The 14,162-nt window shown below is 61.9% G+C and carries 15 protein-coding genes; 5 read left to right on the top strand and 10 right to left on the bottom strand.

Annotated features, from left to right (window positions below):
• Positions 1-76 precede the first annotated feature (76 nt).
• The gene (locus OH764_RS29635; protein WP_498849618.1) at positions 77-637 is read right to left on the bottom strand and encodes a hypothetical protein; all 561 of its coding nucleotides are present in this window, start codon (positions 635-637) and stop codon (positions 77-79) included.
• A gap of 637 nt (positions 638-1,274) precedes the next feature.
• Here OH764_RS29635 and OH764_RS29640 point away from each other — a divergent pair.
• From OH764_RS29640 to OH764_RS29650, 3 genes are all read left to right on the top strand, one after another.
• On the top strand, positions 1,275-2,426 hold the full coding sequence (locus OH764_RS29640; RefSeq protein ID WP_020066647.1) for a porin: 1,152 nt from the start codon (positions 1,275-1,277) through the stop codon (positions 2,424-2,426).
• 338 nt (positions 2,427-2,764) lie between these two features.
• Positions 2,765-3,121 (top strand): sugar ABC transporter ATPase, encoded by a 357-nt coding sequence (locus tag OH764_RS29645; protein ID WP_498849619.1) that lies wholly within the window; start codon positions 2,765-2,767, stop codon positions 3,119-3,121.
• 166 nt (positions 3,122-3,287) lie between these two features.
• On the top strand, positions 3,288-3,806 hold the full coding sequence (locus OH764_RS29650) for a metal-dependent hydrolase (protein ID WP_498849620.1): 519 nt from the start codon (positions 3,288-3,290) through the stop codon (positions 3,804-3,806).
• Between the two features lie 35 nt (positions 3,807-3,841).
• Here OH764_RS29650 and OH764_RS29655 read toward each other — a convergent pair whose 3' ends face one another.
• The 3 genes from OH764_RS29655 to OH764_RS29665 form a co-directional block, all read right to left on the bottom strand.
• A complete protein-coding gene (locus tag OH764_RS29655) occupies positions 3,842-4,690 on the bottom strand; it encodes an AraC family transcriptional regulator (RefSeq protein WP_498849621.1) in 849 nt (282 codons plus the stop codon).
• Positions 4,690-5,616 carry a serine O-acetyltransferase gene (gene epsC, locus OH764_RS29660; RefSeq protein WP_498849622.1) on the bottom strand — a complete coding sequence of 309 codons (927 nt, stop codon included), beginning with the start codon at positions 5,614-5,616 and terminating at the stop codon, positions 4,690-4,692. Before epsC ends, OH764_RS29655 begins: the two co-directional genes overlap by 1 nt.
• A 111-nt stretch (positions 5,617-5,727) precedes the next feature.
• A complete protein-coding gene (locus OH764_RS29665; RefSeq protein ID WP_498849623.1) occupies positions 5,728-5,961 on the bottom strand; it encodes a hypothetical protein in 234 nt (77 codons plus the stop codon).
• 258 nt (positions 5,962-6,219) lie between these two features.
• On the opposite strand from OH764_RS29665, the gene OH764_RS29670 reads away from it, so the two are divergent.
• The gene (locus OH764_RS29670) at positions 6,220-6,672 is read left to right on the top strand and encodes a DUF3005 domain-containing protein (protein ID WP_498849624.1); all 453 of its coding nucleotides are present in this window, start codon (positions 6,220-6,222) and stop codon (positions 6,670-6,672) included.
• Positions 6,673-6,883: 211 nt separating this feature from the next.
• Positions 6,884-7,489 carry an NAD(P)-dependent oxidoreductase gene (locus OH764_RS29675; RefSeq protein WP_498849625.1) on the top strand — a complete coding sequence of 202 codons (606 nt, stop codon included), beginning with the start codon at positions 6,884-6,886 and terminating at the stop codon, positions 7,487-7,489.
• A gap of 30 nt (positions 7,490-7,519) precedes the next feature.
• On the opposite strand, the gene OH764_RS29680 is transcribed toward OH764_RS29675, so the two are convergent.
• The 6 genes from OH764_RS29680 to OH764_RS29705 all read right to left on the bottom strand — a co-directional run bounded on the left by OH764_RS29680 (position 7,520) and on the right by OH764_RS29705 (position 13,826).
• Entirely contained in the window at positions 7,520-8,446 is a 927-nt protein-coding gene (locus OH764_RS29680) for an ABC transporter permease (protein WP_498849626.1), read from the bottom strand.
• The gene (locus OH764_RS29685) at positions 8,446-9,333 is read right to left on the bottom strand and encodes an ABC transporter permease (protein ID WP_020066656.1); all 888 of its coding nucleotides are present in this window, start codon (positions 9,331-9,333) and stop codon (positions 8,446-8,448) included. The genes OH764_RS29680 and OH764_RS29685 overlap by 1 nt, the downstream gene beginning before the upstream one ends.
• On the bottom strand, positions 9,330-10,409 hold the full coding sequence (locus OH764_RS29690) for an ABC transporter ATP-binding protein (RefSeq protein ID WP_027776294.1): 1,080 nt from the start codon (positions 10,407-10,409) through the stop codon (positions 9,330-9,332). The genes OH764_RS29685 and OH764_RS29690 overlap by 4 nt, the downstream gene beginning before the upstream one ends.
• A gap of 75 nt (positions 10,410-10,484) precedes the next feature.
• The gene (locus OH764_RS29695) at positions 10,485-11,654 is read right to left on the bottom strand and encodes an ABC transporter substrate-binding protein (RefSeq protein ID WP_498849627.1); all 1,170 of its coding nucleotides are present in this window, start codon (positions 11,652-11,654) and stop codon (positions 10,485-10,487) included.
• A gap of 268 nt (positions 11,655-11,922) precedes the next feature.
• The gene (locus OH764_RS29700) at positions 11,923-12,867 is read right to left on the bottom strand and encodes an SMP-30/gluconolactonase/LRE family protein (protein WP_498849628.1); all 945 of its coding nucleotides are present in this window, start codon (positions 12,865-12,867) and stop codon (positions 11,923-11,925) included.
• 20 nt (positions 12,868-12,887) lie between these two features.
• The gene (locus OH764_RS29705; protein WP_498849629.1) at positions 12,888-13,826 is read right to left on the bottom strand and encodes a dihydrodipicolinate synthase family protein; all 939 of its coding nucleotides are present in this window, start codon (positions 13,824-13,826) and stop codon (positions 12,888-12,890) included.
• Between the last annotated feature and the right edge of the window lie 336 nt (positions 13,827-14,162).

Consider the following 14,162-nt stretch of genomic DNA (forward strand, 5'->3'; position numbering starts at 1 on the left):
ATGAAGCGAATGTGAAAGTATATTGACAGTCGTTGGTAATGTTCGCCGTGGCAACAACCGACGTTAACAACTGGTGTTAGCCGGGACGCCGGAAGTCATTCTCGACCCACGCCGAAGCGCTCGCCTTGCTGAGCTTGAAGTTAGGCGCGACCTGCACTTGCGCGAGTTGCTCGCCGAATGTGTCGAGCGCTGTCAGCAGCGCGTAGGGTTCGTCTTCATCCGGCACGATGTCGAGCGTGATGTCGAGTTCGTTGTTGCCGTCCGCGCTCGACACGCGTACTTCCTTGTGAAGTTGCGCGCGCAGTTGCTGCTCATGACGGCGCAGCACTTCAGACGCGGTTTTCACGAGCGTATTGAACGCGCCCGTGTCGAGCGGCTTCGGGTCCTTCTTGTTGCGCCCCATTGTCCATGGGCCGACAAGCGCGGGCTCGGCTTCGCCGTCCTTGATCATTTCGACGGCCCAGCCTTCGTCGTCTTCATTCTTGATGACGCGAGCGGTCCAGCCGTCGTCGCGCCAAAGACGCGCTTCGTGCAGCGTTTCGGGCTCGGCTTCGATCTGCGTGGTATCGGGTGCGGACGCGCCTTCCGTCGTGGGATCAGCAGCTTGGTCGGACGAGGGAGGGGTCGGGTCGGTCATTACAGGTTCACTCACTATTGCTGGACTTGAGACACATATCGAGCATGCAATTCTACCCGCCTCCGGCGCGCCGACCGCCACGCTCTGACGAACGGACAAGTCCTGGCTGTCGTTTCGCCGGTCGAAATACTGCATTTCGTCTTTCGAATGGAACTTATAAGCCCATAATAAAAATGGCGAACAAATATGGATCGATCCGAGTATAAATTTGATAAAAAATCCAGCCTTTAATGAAAGGTAAAGCAGAATCAGAACTTGCAACGAGTCGAATAGAGCTTCGTACAAACAAGGCTTTGTTGCGTGAAATGCCGGCAATTCGGCCCCACGCCGACAGCTTCAGCAAGAGTTCTGGCAGTAATGCACTTTGAAAGCCGTCGCGCGGCAGCAACAATGAAATAAGCTTGAATGCGGCACCATAATCACGCGCGTTGTTATTTTCCTTTATTTTTGCGCACTTACGTCATTCGCATATCTTCATTACGGATTCTGGAAATGAGTGTTGCGCCTTTTGCGCAATTGGATAAGCGAATAGCGGGAATACACTTCGCAGCGGATCGGCACGTGGCCGACGCAATCAGCGCAATCCACGGCCCCACCCCGAATGCGATTCTCGACGCATTGTCCCTGGAGTCATGAAATGAAAAGAACCCTCATCGCAGCAGGTCTCATGGGCGCATTCGCGCTCAACGCACACGCACAAAGCAGCGTCACGTTGTACGGCACACTCGACGCCGGCCTCGTGTATTCGAACAACCAGGGCGGCCACAGCAACTGGCAGCAAGGCAGCGGTTCGGTGTCGAACACCTACTTTGGCTTGCGCGGCAGCGAAGACCTGGGCGGCGGTCTGCACGCCATCTTCACGTTGGAGAGCGGCTTCAATCTGAACAACGGCCAGTTCTCGGAAGGCAACACGCTTTTCAACCGCCAGGCATTCGTCGGCTTGAAGAGCGACCAGTACGGCACGCTCACGCTCGGCCGTCAATACGATTCAGTGGTCGACTATCTCGCGCCGCTGTCGGAAGCGGGCGCAGGCTACGGCAACAATCTCGCGGCCCACCCGTTCGACAACGACAACCTGGACAACTCGTTCTCGATCAAGAACGCGGTCAAGTACACGAGCGCGAATTATGCGGGTCTGAAATTCGGCGGCCTGTACGGTTTCAGCAATTCGGCCGGCCAGTTCTCGAACAATCGTGCATGGAGCGCGGGCGCTTCGTATGACAATGGTCCGCTGAGCGTCGCGGCGGCTTATCTGCAACTGAACAAGTCGGGCAGCTCGAATCTGGGCGGCGCGGTTTCGCAAGGCGACGGCACTGCGCAGATCGCGGCTAACCTGCAGCGCACGTATGGCGCGGGCATCAACTACACATACGGGCCGGCAACCGCGGGCTTCGTGTACACGCATACGCAACTGGACGGCATCACCGGCATCGACGTCGGCGGTGCAACGCTGCCAGGCATTGCCGGCACCAACCTGCACATGGACAACTACGAAGTGAACGGCCGTTACGCGCTGACGCCGGCAATGAGCCTCGCGGCTTCGTATACGTTCACGGACGGCAAAGTGTCGGGCTCCAACGGCTCGGGCGATCCGAAGTGGCATACGGTCTCGCTGCAAGGCGACTACTCGCTGAGCAAGCGTACCGACGTCTATGTCGAAGGCGTCTATCAGCATGCATCGGGCGAACTCGGCAATTTTGGTTCGAACGTAGCGGCGATCAACACGCTCGCGCCGTCGTCGACGGGTAACCAGGTTGCCGCCGCTGTCGGCCTGCGTCACCGCTTCTAACGCTCCACGCAGTGCTTGCAGTGCGAGCCTACCGATTCGCGCTGCTTCCGAACCCGCCCGTGACACGATCACGTCGCGGGTTTTTTTGTGGGCGCGACGTTTCAGCTTGTAACGAAGGTGACGGTGCAAGCGCGTGCTCGGTATACTCGGGCGTCCGCATTTCCCTTCGCGATCGAGCGTGTCCGCTGCGTGTGGTTTCAGCGAGCGTTCGACGCGAATGAAAGGCGGCTTTGTCGCGAAGCATCGCATTGATCGCTGTATGACTCGTTGCGTCAACCGCGCTATGCTTCGCCCGCACAAGATTCCCGCGAATATCCGGGGACGCCGACGACCTCACCATGAAACGAATTTTTCTGCTTGCTCCCGCCGTCGTGGCGATCGCCACTCTCGCGGCTTGCGGTTCCTCCAACGGGCCCTCCGCACGCGACGCGTCGCAGCCCATGATCTACGTGTCGTCGCAACGTGCGCCAGCGTACATCGCCAGTTGCCTGGAAAGCCGCTTGTCGAGAGTTCGCCTGTCGCGCGTGGGCAGCGCGACCGAGATCGCGGTCGGCTCAGATTCGAACAACTCATATTTCGTCACGTTGACGCCGTCGAACGCGGGCTCCGTGATCAAGGTCATGCATCCGGCCAACGCGCCCGACGATCCGCCGGAACCGGAAATGCGCTTCAATATCGCACGTTGTGCGACCTGATTATTGCAGCCGGCGCGCGTGATTCGCGTTGAATGCGCCTTTGTTTAATGCGTGACACGCGATGTCGCGACACGTTTCTATCGACGTCCCGGCTATTTTTCTGCGCGTCTATCGGCGACCATAGCCGCCCCTCTTCTTCACGCGACGCGCTGCGTCGCGAATTCCGATGGCATCCAGCAAAGCACATCATGCAACCGGTTTCGCGGCGGGCGTCATTTCGGCGGCGGTCGTGGGGCGCATCGGCGGCGGTCACTACGGCGCGTTTTATATCGGCGTACTAATGAGCTTTATCGCGGGCGTAGCGGGAAGCACGGCGCCGGACTGGCTCGAAGTCGCGTGGTGGTCGCGCGCACGCCGGCTGTGGATCGCGCATCGCACGTTGACGCATTGGGGCATTGGCTGGGTCGCGCTGCTCGCCGTTTCGTACCGCGGACTCGGGCATTCGCTTTATGCAGCGCCCGCGTTCGGCTTCGCATGCGGCGGCCTGATGCATCTGCTCGCCGACTGGCCCAACCCGCTCGGCGTGCCGTGGATCGCCGGGCGACATTCGCTGAATCTATGGAATAGCGGACATTGCGACCTGATCGTAGTCGCGGCTTCGTGGGCGGCGGCCTGGTTTGTCGGCCGGCATATCGGACTGCCCGGCATGCACGGATTAGACCTCTGGCAGCACCTGCGCTTGTAAATCTCGCGCTCGTACCGGCGCAGCGTGAGTTTGCGTCAACGCATCGCCGCAGCGTAGTTTGCGGGCGTGATGCCGAGCAGGCGCACAAAAGCGCGCGTCATGTGACTCTGATCGGCAAAACCCGCAGCGGCGGCCGCGTCGGCAAGCGACACACCGCGCGCTATCCATTGCCGCGCCAGCACCACGCGCCGCTGCATCCGGTATGCGTGTGGCGGCAAGCCAATTTCATGCGCAAACGCTCGCAGCAACTGGAAGCGGCTCATGCCGACTTCGCCGGCGAGATCGGCGAGTGTGAGCGACGCTGACGGATCGTCGTCGATGCGCGCTTTCGCGCGCGCAATCGGCCCCGCGCGACCCAACCATAAGGCTTGCGTCTCACCGCTCGCCTGCGTGGTCGCGTGAGCGGCAAGCAGATGCGCAAGCAGTTCGAGCAACGCCTGTTCCCGCGCCAACGCGTCGGGTGCGCCCGGCGCCCCTACCGCCACCGCGAATAATCGTTCGAAAAGATGTTTCAGCAGCGGGTCGTGCACCACCGGCTGCGTGAGTTCTATCTCGCGCGCAGCCACGCCGCTCAATTCGGCCGCTGCGCTCACGAGCATCGACGGCTCGAAATAGAGCATGCGCCACGCGCGGCCGCGTTCATCGAGCGGACTGCCGTCGTGCACTTCGCCGGGGTTCACCATGATCGCGTCGTTGGCGCGCGCTTCGACGGGGCCGCGACCGCTCGCCGATTTGTGCCCGCCACTGACTATCACGCCAACGCCAAAGCGGTCGTGCGAATGGCGCGGAAACGCATGCGCGGTTTGCGCCACAGTCGCCTCGACGCCTGCAATCGCGCAACGAGGCATGTGGATGCGGCCACGCGACGCGTCGCGCCCGCGCATCAACGCCGCCCTTCTTCGCCCCGCTCCCCTTCGCGGACCTTGCCCTGCGAGACGCTGCTGCCCGGCGGCACGCTATGCGTGAGCCACACATTGCCGCCGATCACCGAGCCGCGGCCAATTGTTACCCGTCCGAGGATCGTCGCGCCGGCGTAGATCACCACGTCGTCTTCGACGATTGGATGCCGCGCGTTGCCCTTGATCAGCGCACCGTCGATATCCGCCGCGAAGCTCTTCGCGCCCAGTGTCACCGCCTGATAAACGCGCACGTGTTCACCGATGATCGCCGTTTCACCGATCACGACGCCCGTGCCGTGGTCGATGAAAAAGCTCGGGCCGATCGTCGCGCCAGGGTGAATGTCGATGCCGGTTGCCGAGTGCGCGATCTCGTTGATGAAGCGCGCGAGCAACGGCACGCCGAGACGATGCAGCGCATGCGCAAGGCGGTGATGCGTCATCGCCCATACGCCGGGATAGCAAAGCAGGATTTCGGTGATGTGCTGCGCGGCCGGGTCGCCCGTGAACGCCGCCTGAATGTCGCTGACGAGCAGCGCGCGAATGCCAGGCAACTGCGTGCCGAACTGGCGCGCAACCTCGAAGGCACGCTCGCGCAGTTCCGTGTCGGGCGTTTGCGCGTGTTCCGGCAGAAACCGCAGCGCACGGCGGATCTGCTCCGCGAGCAAACGCAGCGTGCTTTCGAGCGTGTGTCCGACGTAGTAGTCCACGGTTTCGTCAGTCAGATCCGGCGCGCCGTAGTGCGTGGGAAATAGCGCTGCGCGCAGGCCCGCGACGATGTTGACCACCGCTTCGCGCGACGGCAGTTCGCGAATGCCGAGCGGATGCCGCGTACGATGCAACTCTTCGCGCGACGCACGCAGGTCCGCGACGATCTCTTCAAGGCCCCAGTTGTGGGTAGGCACGTTAGGCATAGAGGGACAGCGCCGTGCGAGGAGCACGGTATCGAGTGATTGTCCCGAAAGATTACCGCGTTTTGCCGCGGCTCGCGCAGCGTTGCGCGCAAGGCAAAGGCGAACGTGCGCTCAGATGGTCAGGCTGCTCGCGTCGATCCAGCGCACCGCCCAGTCGCGCGCATGGGCAATTGCGGCGGCCTCGTCGCGAAAGCACAGGTCCGTCGGGAAAAAACGGTTGGCGACGAGTTCACCGTCGCTCGACCGCGAGATGACGACGTAAGGTTGCCAACTGCCGTCGCTGGCGCGCGCCGGTGCGCAATTTAACAAATAGCCGCGATGTGTGAATGCAGCATCGAAGTGCATGTGTCACCCGCCCTGACGGCCCCGTAGAATGTTTTGAGTAAGCCCGCGCTCATTGCACCGGTGTTGATAAACAGCGATGTGAATTCGCGAGAACCCGATTAAGCGCTGTTGCAGAACACGCCCCGCTCGCCGGAGTATGATCATACTCTGTAGAAAATGCGCGTTCATTAAAAAAACGAAAGACGCGCGGACGCAATCGCCTTGGTGAGGGAACGGACCTTGCAGTTCTGAACCCAACTTCTTGAAAGGAGAATGCATATGAACACCCATTTCGACAAGGCAGCAGACGCCGGTAAGCCAACTGTCGCGAACGGCCCGCGTACCGCCGAATCGCACAATGACCGGACACACGACAGCACGGTCGACACCGACGGCAAGAATCACGAAGCCGCGCGCATTGCGGGCCAGAGTCCGATAGCAGTCGACGAAATTACGACCAGCAACGCGACGCTCGTCAACAGCGTGCCGGAAGCGCTCGACGGCATGGCCGGGTTCGACAGCCGCGTGGGCGGCAATCATCTGCTGCTCGCGCTGGAGCCGGGCTATACGGTGATCGACAAAGGCATGTTCGAGCCGCAAGCGCTCCATTCGACCGATGACCTGTTCGACTATTCGCGCCCAGGCGAAAACCGCCATGAACGCGGTCGCATTCATTACGCCCTTAATCATATGCGACCCACACGGGTGATCGAAATACAGCGGGTGAAATAATCTGTCGATTTGCACTCGCGTTTGAATCTCGGCGAAGAGGCCGATTTGTCGGCAGATATCAACGCGCGCATTGTTTAAATAACGATGCGCGTTTTTTATCGCCTCGCGCGGATTAGAAACCGACGGTTCGAAGACCTCCTCCCCGTCGCGGCTTTTTGTACGATCCAACGCGGCGCACAATCGTGGCACATCAAACTCAACGGAGCGGTAGATGAAAAAGATCGTCGTGATTGGCGCCACGGGCACGCTGGGCCAGGCTGTTACTGCGGAGCTGAAGGCTCGCCATGAAGTTATCGAAGTAGGCGCGACGCGCGGCCAGTATCAAGTGGACAGCACCGATCCGGCGAGCGTCGAGCGGCTCTTCCGCGAACTCGGCAAGGTGGATGGCGTCGTCACCACAACGGGCAAACTCCATTTCGGCCCGCTCCAGCAAATGAGCGTCGAACAGTTCTGGGTCGGCCTGCGCGACAAGCTCATGGGACAGATCAATGTCGTGCTGGCGGCGCAGAACTACGTGAACGACGGCGGCTCTTTCACGCTGACGAGCGGCATCGTGGGAGACGAGCCGATTCGCGAGGGCGCGAATGCGACGACCGTCAATCTCGCGCTCGAAGGTTTCGTGCGCGGCGCGGCGATCGAACTGCCGCGCGGTATCCGCATCAACGTCGTGAGTCCCACAGTGCTGACCGAATCGATGGGCGCGTATGGGCCGTACTTTCGCGGCTTCGAGCCGGTCAGCGCGCAACGCGCCGCACAAGCGTACCTACGCAGCGTGGAAGGCGCGCAGACGGGCCGCGTCTATCGCGTCGGCTACTGAGCGCCCAGCTTGCGGAACGCGTTGCGCCGCTCAATGCTTCTGTTCCTTCAGGCGCGAAACGATCTGGGTGGGGCTCACGAACTGCAGCGCGATCAATACCCAGACCAGCGTGATCGCCATGTAGATCATCGCCATGGCGTCGATGGATTGCGGCGCGCGCACGCCGGTTGAGAACACCGCGTAGTACAAGGCGACCACGAGCGTTTGCGTCCCGGGCCCCGCGGTGAAGAACGTGAGTTCGAACATACCGATGGTGCGCACCAGCACCAGAAGCGCCGCGGCCAGCATGCCGGGCACGAGCAGGGGCAGCAGCACGTAGCGGAAATAGCGGAACGTGTTCGCGCCGAAAATCCGCGCGGCCGCTTCGAGATTCGGATCGATCTGTTCGATGAACGGCGTCATCACGAGAATCACGAACGGCAGCGCGGGCACGAGATTCGCAAGTATCACGCCGCTCAGCGTGCCGGCCAGACCGATCTTGTACATCGCGGTCGCCATCGGAATGCCGTAAGTGACGGGCGGCACCATCAACGGCAACAGGAAAATCAGCATCGCAATGCGCTTGCCGCGAAACTGCACGCGCGCAAGCGCATATGCCGCCGGCACGCCGAGCAGCACCGACAGCAGCACGACCGCGCCGACTACTTCGACCGTCACCCACAGCACGCTCGCCAGCTGGAAATCGCTCCACGCCTGCGCATACCAATGCAGCGTGAAGCCCTGCGGAAGCAACGTGCCGAACCAGCGGGTCGCAATCGAATTGACCGCTACGGTCGCGATCAGCAGCACGACGTTGGCAAGGAAAAACACCATCGCGCCCCACACGATCAGCCGCCATACGCGGCCTGGCACGCTCGCACGCTGCTTCACGCGCCTCGGCTCGCGTGCGTCGTCGCCCTGCTGTTTCGATTCGGACGCGGACCACGAAGCCGGCGCGCCGCCACGCTCGGTCGTCATCAGCCTTTGCCTCCGGTTGCAGGGCCGCTGTAAAAGAAGCGGCGCGCGCCTAGCATCGCGGCCACTACCAGCAATTGCACGAAGCCCATCACCATCGCAATCGCGGACGCGAGCGAATAGTCATAACTTTCGAACGCGGCTTCCGCTGCCGCAATCGACATCACGCGAGTCGGCCCCGCGGGCGCACCAAGCAGCACTGCCGACGGAAACACCGAAAACGCCTGCACGAACGAGAGGCAGGCGGCCATCGTCAAACCGGGAACCAGCAGCGGCAAATAGATGCGGCGAAACTGCTCCCACGGACTCGCGCCGAGCGTCGCGGCCGCGCTCGCGAGCGTCGGGTCGATGCCGGTCACGTACGACAGCGTCAACAGAAACGCGAATGGAAAGCCGGACACGATCAGCGAGATCAGCACGCCCCAGAAGTTATGTGTGAGCCGAACTTCGCTCGAATAGAGATGCATGCCGTGCAGCGCCTGCGGAAACCAGCCGTTGGGTCCGAAGTAAGTGAGCATGCCGTCGGCGATCAGCACCGTGCCGAGCGTGACAGGAATCACCAGTAACGTGGTCACGAACTTTTGATACCGCGAATGCCGGCGCAACGCGAATGCGACGGGCACCGACACGCCGACGTTGATCAGCGTTGCCGGCACGGCCAGCTTCAGCGTGACGATGATGGTGGGCCACATCGACGTGTCGGTGAAGAACGTCAGATAGTTGGCCCATGCACTGCCGCCGTTCATCGGCCGGAACGACAGCGCGAGACCGTATGCAAACGGATAGATAAACAACGCGACGATGACGAGCAACGCCGGCGTGACGAGCCACGCCTTGCTATCGCGCTGCGCGGCGGGCGCGACAGGCGCCGACGGCATGGGCGTGCTCATGCGGCCTCGCCGTCATAGACGAGCGTGCGCGAAGGCGGCACACGCAAGCTGATATGTTGTCCTTCGACGAACTCGCCCGCGACGCGCGCCCACAAATCCCCGAACGCGGTCTTCACGCGCAGCAGCGAACTATTTCCGCCGTATTCGACGACGGTCACTAACGCGTCGAATGCATTTTCGGTTCCGGGCGCCGTGCGCTCCATGTCCTCGGGGCGAAGCGCCACGCTGACACGCTTGCCGTTGAAGCCCGCCATCGGCGTGCCGATCAGACGGACGCCATTTGCGCTCACCGCGACGCCTTCGCCTTGCATGCCTTCGAGGGTGAATTCAGCGACGTTGCGATAGCCCATGAAACGCGCGACATGCAGATTCTGCGGGCGCGTATAGACCTCTTTCGGCGTGGCGACCTGCTGCACGACGCCTTCTCTCATCACGACGATGCGGTCGGCCATCGAAAGCGCTTCGTCCTGATCGTGCGTGACGTACAGTGTCGCGCGTTCGAGTTGGCTATGAATGCGGCGGATTTCGGCACGCATCTCGATGCGCAACTTGGTGTCGAGATTCGACAGCGGCTCGTCCATCAGGATCAGCGGCGGCTCGATGACGATCGCACGCGCAATCGCGACGCGCTGTTGCTGACCGCCCGACAGTTGCCCGGGCAACTTGCGCTCGTGGCCGACCAGTTGCACGAGTTGCAATGCCTCGCGCGCGCGCCGCATGATCTCGCTCTTGCCAACGCCGCGCATCTTCAGGCCGAAGCCGACGTTGTCGAGCACGCTCATGTGCGGGAACAGCGCGTAGTTCTGGAACACCATGCCGAAGCCGCGTTTTTCCGGCGGCAATACATCGATGCGCTTGTCGTCGAGCCAGATGCCGCCGCCGCTCAGCGGCTGCAATCCCGCAATGCAGTTCAGCGCCGTCGATTTGCCGCAGCCCGAAGGCCCGAGCAACGCAATGAATTCGCCGCGCCGGATGTTCAGATCGAGCCCCTGGAGCGCGGCGATCGACTGGCCTTCCGCGTTCGTGAAACTGCGGCTCACCGAGTCGAGCCGCAACTGTTCGAAGTGATGCTTCATGGCGGTTCCCTGATGCGCGTGACGCGTCACGCGCGAATCGCACTCGCACGAGTGGGCGCGGCTATCCGGCTTCGGTTATTTGGTCTTCTGAGCGCCGACTTCCGTGTCCCATTTCCTGAAGGCGGCCACCATCGCAGCCGCATTGAGCGGCAACACGTGCGGGCGATCCGCCAGCAGCTTCGCGTACTCGGGCCGCCCGTACTTGTTCAGGACTTCCTGGCTATGCGCGGGGGCCTGCTCGACAGTGACACCCTTGATCGCCGGCCCCGGGTAGAAGTAACCGTCGTCGTAAGTCATGGCTTGCTGCGCAGGCTCGAGCATGAAGTTCATCAGCTTATAGAGCACGTCCAGCTTTTCTTTCGGCACGCCCTTGGGCACGACCATGTAGTGCGCGTCGTTCACCCACGTCATGTTGTCGAACGCCTGCACGCGGAAATCGGCAGGCACGATGCCGAGCGCGCGCGGATTGATGTCCCAGCCTGTTACCGTCACGGTCATGTCGCGCGTGCCTTCGCCCAGCTCCTTCATCACCGCGGACGTGCCGCCCGGATAGTAAGGAATGCATTCGTTCAGCTGCTTGAGGAACGCCCAGGTCTTATCCCATCCGTTGATGGGGTCTTGCGGATTCTTGTCGCCGAGCACATAGGGCAAGCCCATCAGGAACGTACGGCCCGGTCCCGAGTTTGCGGGCCGCGCGTAGATCAGCTTGTCCGGATGCGCCTTGCACCATTGCAGCAGTTGCTCGGGCGTTTTCGGCGGATCGCTGACCTTGGCGGGGTTGTATTCGAGCAGCGGCCCGGCCGGCATATATGCGACCTCAAGACCATAGCCTTGCGCCAAATCCTGCATCTTGCGCGGGCCGGGCGCGTATTTGTCGAGCACACCGGGGAATTGCGCCGCGTTGTCGGGCAGCAACTTGGTCCACAGGTTCTGTTCGATGCCGGCTGCGAGGGCGTCTGTGCCCGTCAGAACCAGGTCTATGTCCGAGCGGCCCGCGCCCTGCATAGCCTTGATCTTGCCGGGCAATTGCGGGGCGGGCGCGTTGGTGTAGGTGATATTCGCGACGAGGTTCGGGTACTTCGCTTTGAACGCCTCGAAGCCGGCGCGCGTAAGTTGGAGATCGCCGGCGACGTCGACGATATTGAGTGTGACTGGATCAGCCGCATGAGCAGCCGATCCGAACGCGGCGCTCGCCGCGAGACATACCGACACCAGCCTGAGCGACAACCTGTGCGGAACAGTCATTGCGTCTCCTCGCTTCTTGGTATGAAGTCCGCCGGACGACTGCGCCGGGCGTCTTGTTCAACCACTGCAACATAGCGAAGCGCCACATCCGATGTCAAGCAAATACTATTGCTCGCGTTTTCCCCAACATTCTGTGCATTTTCGCCGGAAGGCCTTTGGTCTCAATGATTTGGCATGCTTGTATAGGAGGGCAAACCCCGAGCCGCCTGGCCGCGCAAAGCCGCTTGTCAGGCAACTATCGCGGACCACTCGTAGGCGAAGCACGTGATCAGCCGCCGCGTACGCCTTGCGTGTTCACATAGAGCGAGTACAGGCCGTGGCTGGCCGCCATGAAAAGCCGGTTGCGATGACGTCCGCCGAAGCACACGTTCGCACAGCGCTCCGGCAGCGCGATATGGCCGATCGGCTCGCCTTGCGGTGTAAAGACGCGCACGCCGTCGAGCTCATCTGTGCCCATACCCCAACCACACCATAAATTCCCGTGGACGTCGACGCGAAAGCCGTCCGGCGTGCCGGGGCCCGCGTCGATCAACACTCGGTTGTTCGACAGCGCCGAGCTGCTTCCGTCGACGTCTACGTCGAAAGCGCGAATCTTGCGCGGCTCGCCTCGCGATTCGACGATATAGAGCACGGACTCGTCCGGCGAAAACGCAAGGCCATTCGGTCCGAGAATGTCGTCGGCGACTACGCTCACCTCGCCCGTCTGGCCGTCGATGCGGTACACGCAGGCGGGCAGCTCCGACTCCTGCCGCTCGCCTTCGTAAAAGCCGTCTATGCCGAACGTCGGATCGCTGAACCATATCGAACCGTCGGATTTGACGACGACGTCGTTCGGCGAATTGAAACGCTTGCCGCGATAGCGATCGGCGAGCACGGTAATCGAGCCGTCGTATTCGGTGCGGGTGACCCGGCGCGTCAGATGTTCGCAACTCACGAGGCGGCCTTGCCGGTCGCGCGTATGGCCGTTGGCATTGTTCGACGACTGACGGAACGTGCTGACCGTGCCACTCGCCTCGTCCCAACGCAAGATGCGGTCGTTGGGGATATCGCTCCACAGCAGATAGCGGCCGTCGCCAAACCAGACCGGCCCTTCCGACCAGCGCGCGCCTTGATACAGACACTCGACGGACGCTGACGCAAGGGTCAGCGACTTGAAGCGCGGATCGAGCACGCGCACGGAAGGATCGGGATAGCGTCGGCTGTGGTCGGTCATGCTGCCTCTGTCTGGGTGGATCAATCGGTTCGGACGCGCACGTGCGCTCTTTCGAGCGCGAGCAACGTATGCGCCGCGCTGGCGATCTTCGCATGATGTTCGGGCGGCGTCGAACTGAGCAGCGGCAAGATCGGCCCCATGTCGGCGATCTTCGAGAACGTCACCGCGTCGTGCAGCACGCGGATCAGCGAGATGTCGTCGCGCAACGTTTCGAGCGGCAGGAACGCGTCGTAAAGACGTTGTGCGGTGTCGTTGTCGCCGGTTTGCACTGCGTGCAGCAGAGCCGTCACCATGTGAGGCGCGATACAGCCCGAGCCGGTTGTCCATGCCGCGAGGCCGAACTCGCGCAGATGCACGAGCGCCGGCCGCTCGCCCATGCCTGACACGACCTTGCCCGCCGGCACATGTTGCAGCAGGCGGCGCAGGTACGGATCGTCGGCGGGATTCTGGCGGACGATCGCATACTTCACGGCGAGCAGCGTGCCCCGCTCGACGAGGCGCGCGAGCGTCTCCACCTCCACATAGTCTTCGCTTTTGATGTACAACGTGAGTGGGATGCCCGCCGCGTCGACGATCCGCGTCAGGCCTGCTTCGACGCCCTCTGACGTCGTAAAGCCGGCGAGCGGCAGCACCATTGCCGTGCGATAGCGGGTCTGCGCGAGGATGCGCGCCTGGTCGAGCATCTTTCCGTAATCCGGCCCGATGGCGGGGATCACGCGCGTGTCGGCGCTCGCCGCATCGGCCAGCAGGTCGAGCAGATCGCGATATTCGCTCACCGCTACGTGATAGAGGTTCGCGTTGCCGCCATAGAGCAGTGTGCGCACGCCGCCTGCCTCGATATGGCGGATCAGCGTGGCATTCTGGTCGGCGTCGAGCGCAAGGTCTGCGCGGCGTGCCAGCGGCGGCACGGCCATGACCGAGGCTGCCAGTTCGCGGTCGTCAAACGGAGATTCGTTCATGAGGCGGACACCCGAAAAGTCGTAGCGTCTACGGTAGCACCTGCCTCGAAAAGTTGTCAAACAACTTTGTCCGCGACCATTCCACAGACCGCCGCGTGCGGCAAAATGTTAAGACGCTTCGCTGCATTTTCGTATGACAATAGATGGAATGCGCTGCATAGTGCGAAACGGTGATTTACGCATCAGAATCCGCCGGGCCAAGTAAAGTCGTGGCATGGCGAATAGAGCGGTTTTGCCCGTTTATTTGGCATTCGCGAAATGCGATATGAAAGGAATGAACCGGCAAAAGCTCAACACCCTGCTGCGTGGGGATTGCAGCAAGATTCGCGGTACAGG

Source organism: Burkholderia sp. M6-3, from assembly GCF_050858985.1.
In the GTDB taxonomy this organism is placed as follows: Bacteria; Pseudomonadota; Gammaproteobacteria; order Burkholderiales; family Burkholderiaceae; genus Paraburkholderia; species Paraburkholderia caledonica.

Bases quoted from the DNA above. Each gene is read 5' to 3' on its own strand.
- OH764_RS29690 (WP_027776294.1), bottom strand. From the start codon at position 10,409: ATGAAGCATCACTTCGAACAGTTGCGGCTCGACTCGGTGAGCCGCAGT.
- OH764_RS29645 (WP_498849619.1), top strand. From the start codon at position 2,765: ATGAAACGAATTTTTCTGCTTGCTCCCGCCGTCGTGGCGATCGCCACT.
- OH764_RS29670 (WP_498849624.1), top strand. From the start codon at position 6,220: ATGAACACCCATTTCGACAAGGCAGCAGACGCCGGTAAGCCAACTGTC.
- OH764_RS29655 (WP_498849621.1), bottom strand. From the start codon at position 4,690: ATGCGCGGGCGCGACGCGTCGCGTGGCCGCATCCACATGCCTCGTTGC.
- OH764_RS29650 (WP_498849620.1), top strand. From the start codon at position 3,288: ATGGCATCCAGCAAAGCACATCATGCAACCGGTTTCGCGGCGGGCGTC.
- OH764_RS29635 (WP_498849618.1), bottom strand. From the start codon at position 637: ATGACCGACCCGACCCCTCCCTCGTCCGACCAAGCTGCTGATCCCACG.
- OH764_RS29665 (WP_498849623.1), bottom strand. From the start codon at position 5,961: ATGCACTTCGATGCTGCATTCACACATCGCGGCTATTTGTTAAATTGC.
- OH764_RS29685 (WP_020066656.1), bottom strand. From the start codon at position 9,333: ATGAGCACGCCCATGCCGTCGGCGCCTGTCGCGCCCGCCGCGCAGCGC.
- OH764_RS29680 (WP_498849626.1), bottom strand. From the start codon at position 8,446: ATGACGACCGAGCGTGGCGGCGCGCCGGCTTCGTGGTCCGCGTCCGAA.
- OH764_RS29675 (WP_498849625.1), top strand. From the start codon at position 6,884: ATGAAAAAGATCGTCGTGATTGGCGCCACGGGCACGCTGGGCCAGGCT.
- OH764_RS29700 (WP_498849628.1), bottom strand. From the start codon at position 12,867: ATGACCGACCACAGCCGACGCTATCCCGATCCTTCCGTGCGCGTGCTC.
- epsC (WP_498849622.1), bottom strand. From the start codon at position 5,616: ATGCCTAACGTGCCTACCCACAACTGGGGCCTTGAAGAGATCGTCGCG.
- OH764_RS29695 (WP_498849627.1), bottom strand. From the start codon at position 11,654: ATGACTGTTCCGCACAGGTTGTCGCTCAGGCTGGTGTCGGTATGTCTC.
- OH764_RS29640 (WP_020066647.1), top strand. From the start codon at position 1,275: ATGAAAAGAACCCTCATCGCAGCAGGTCTCATGGGCGCATTCGCGCTC.
- OH764_RS29705 (WP_498849629.1), bottom strand. From the start codon at position 13,826: ATGAACGAATCTCCGTTTGACGACCGCGAACTGGCAGCCTCGGTCATG.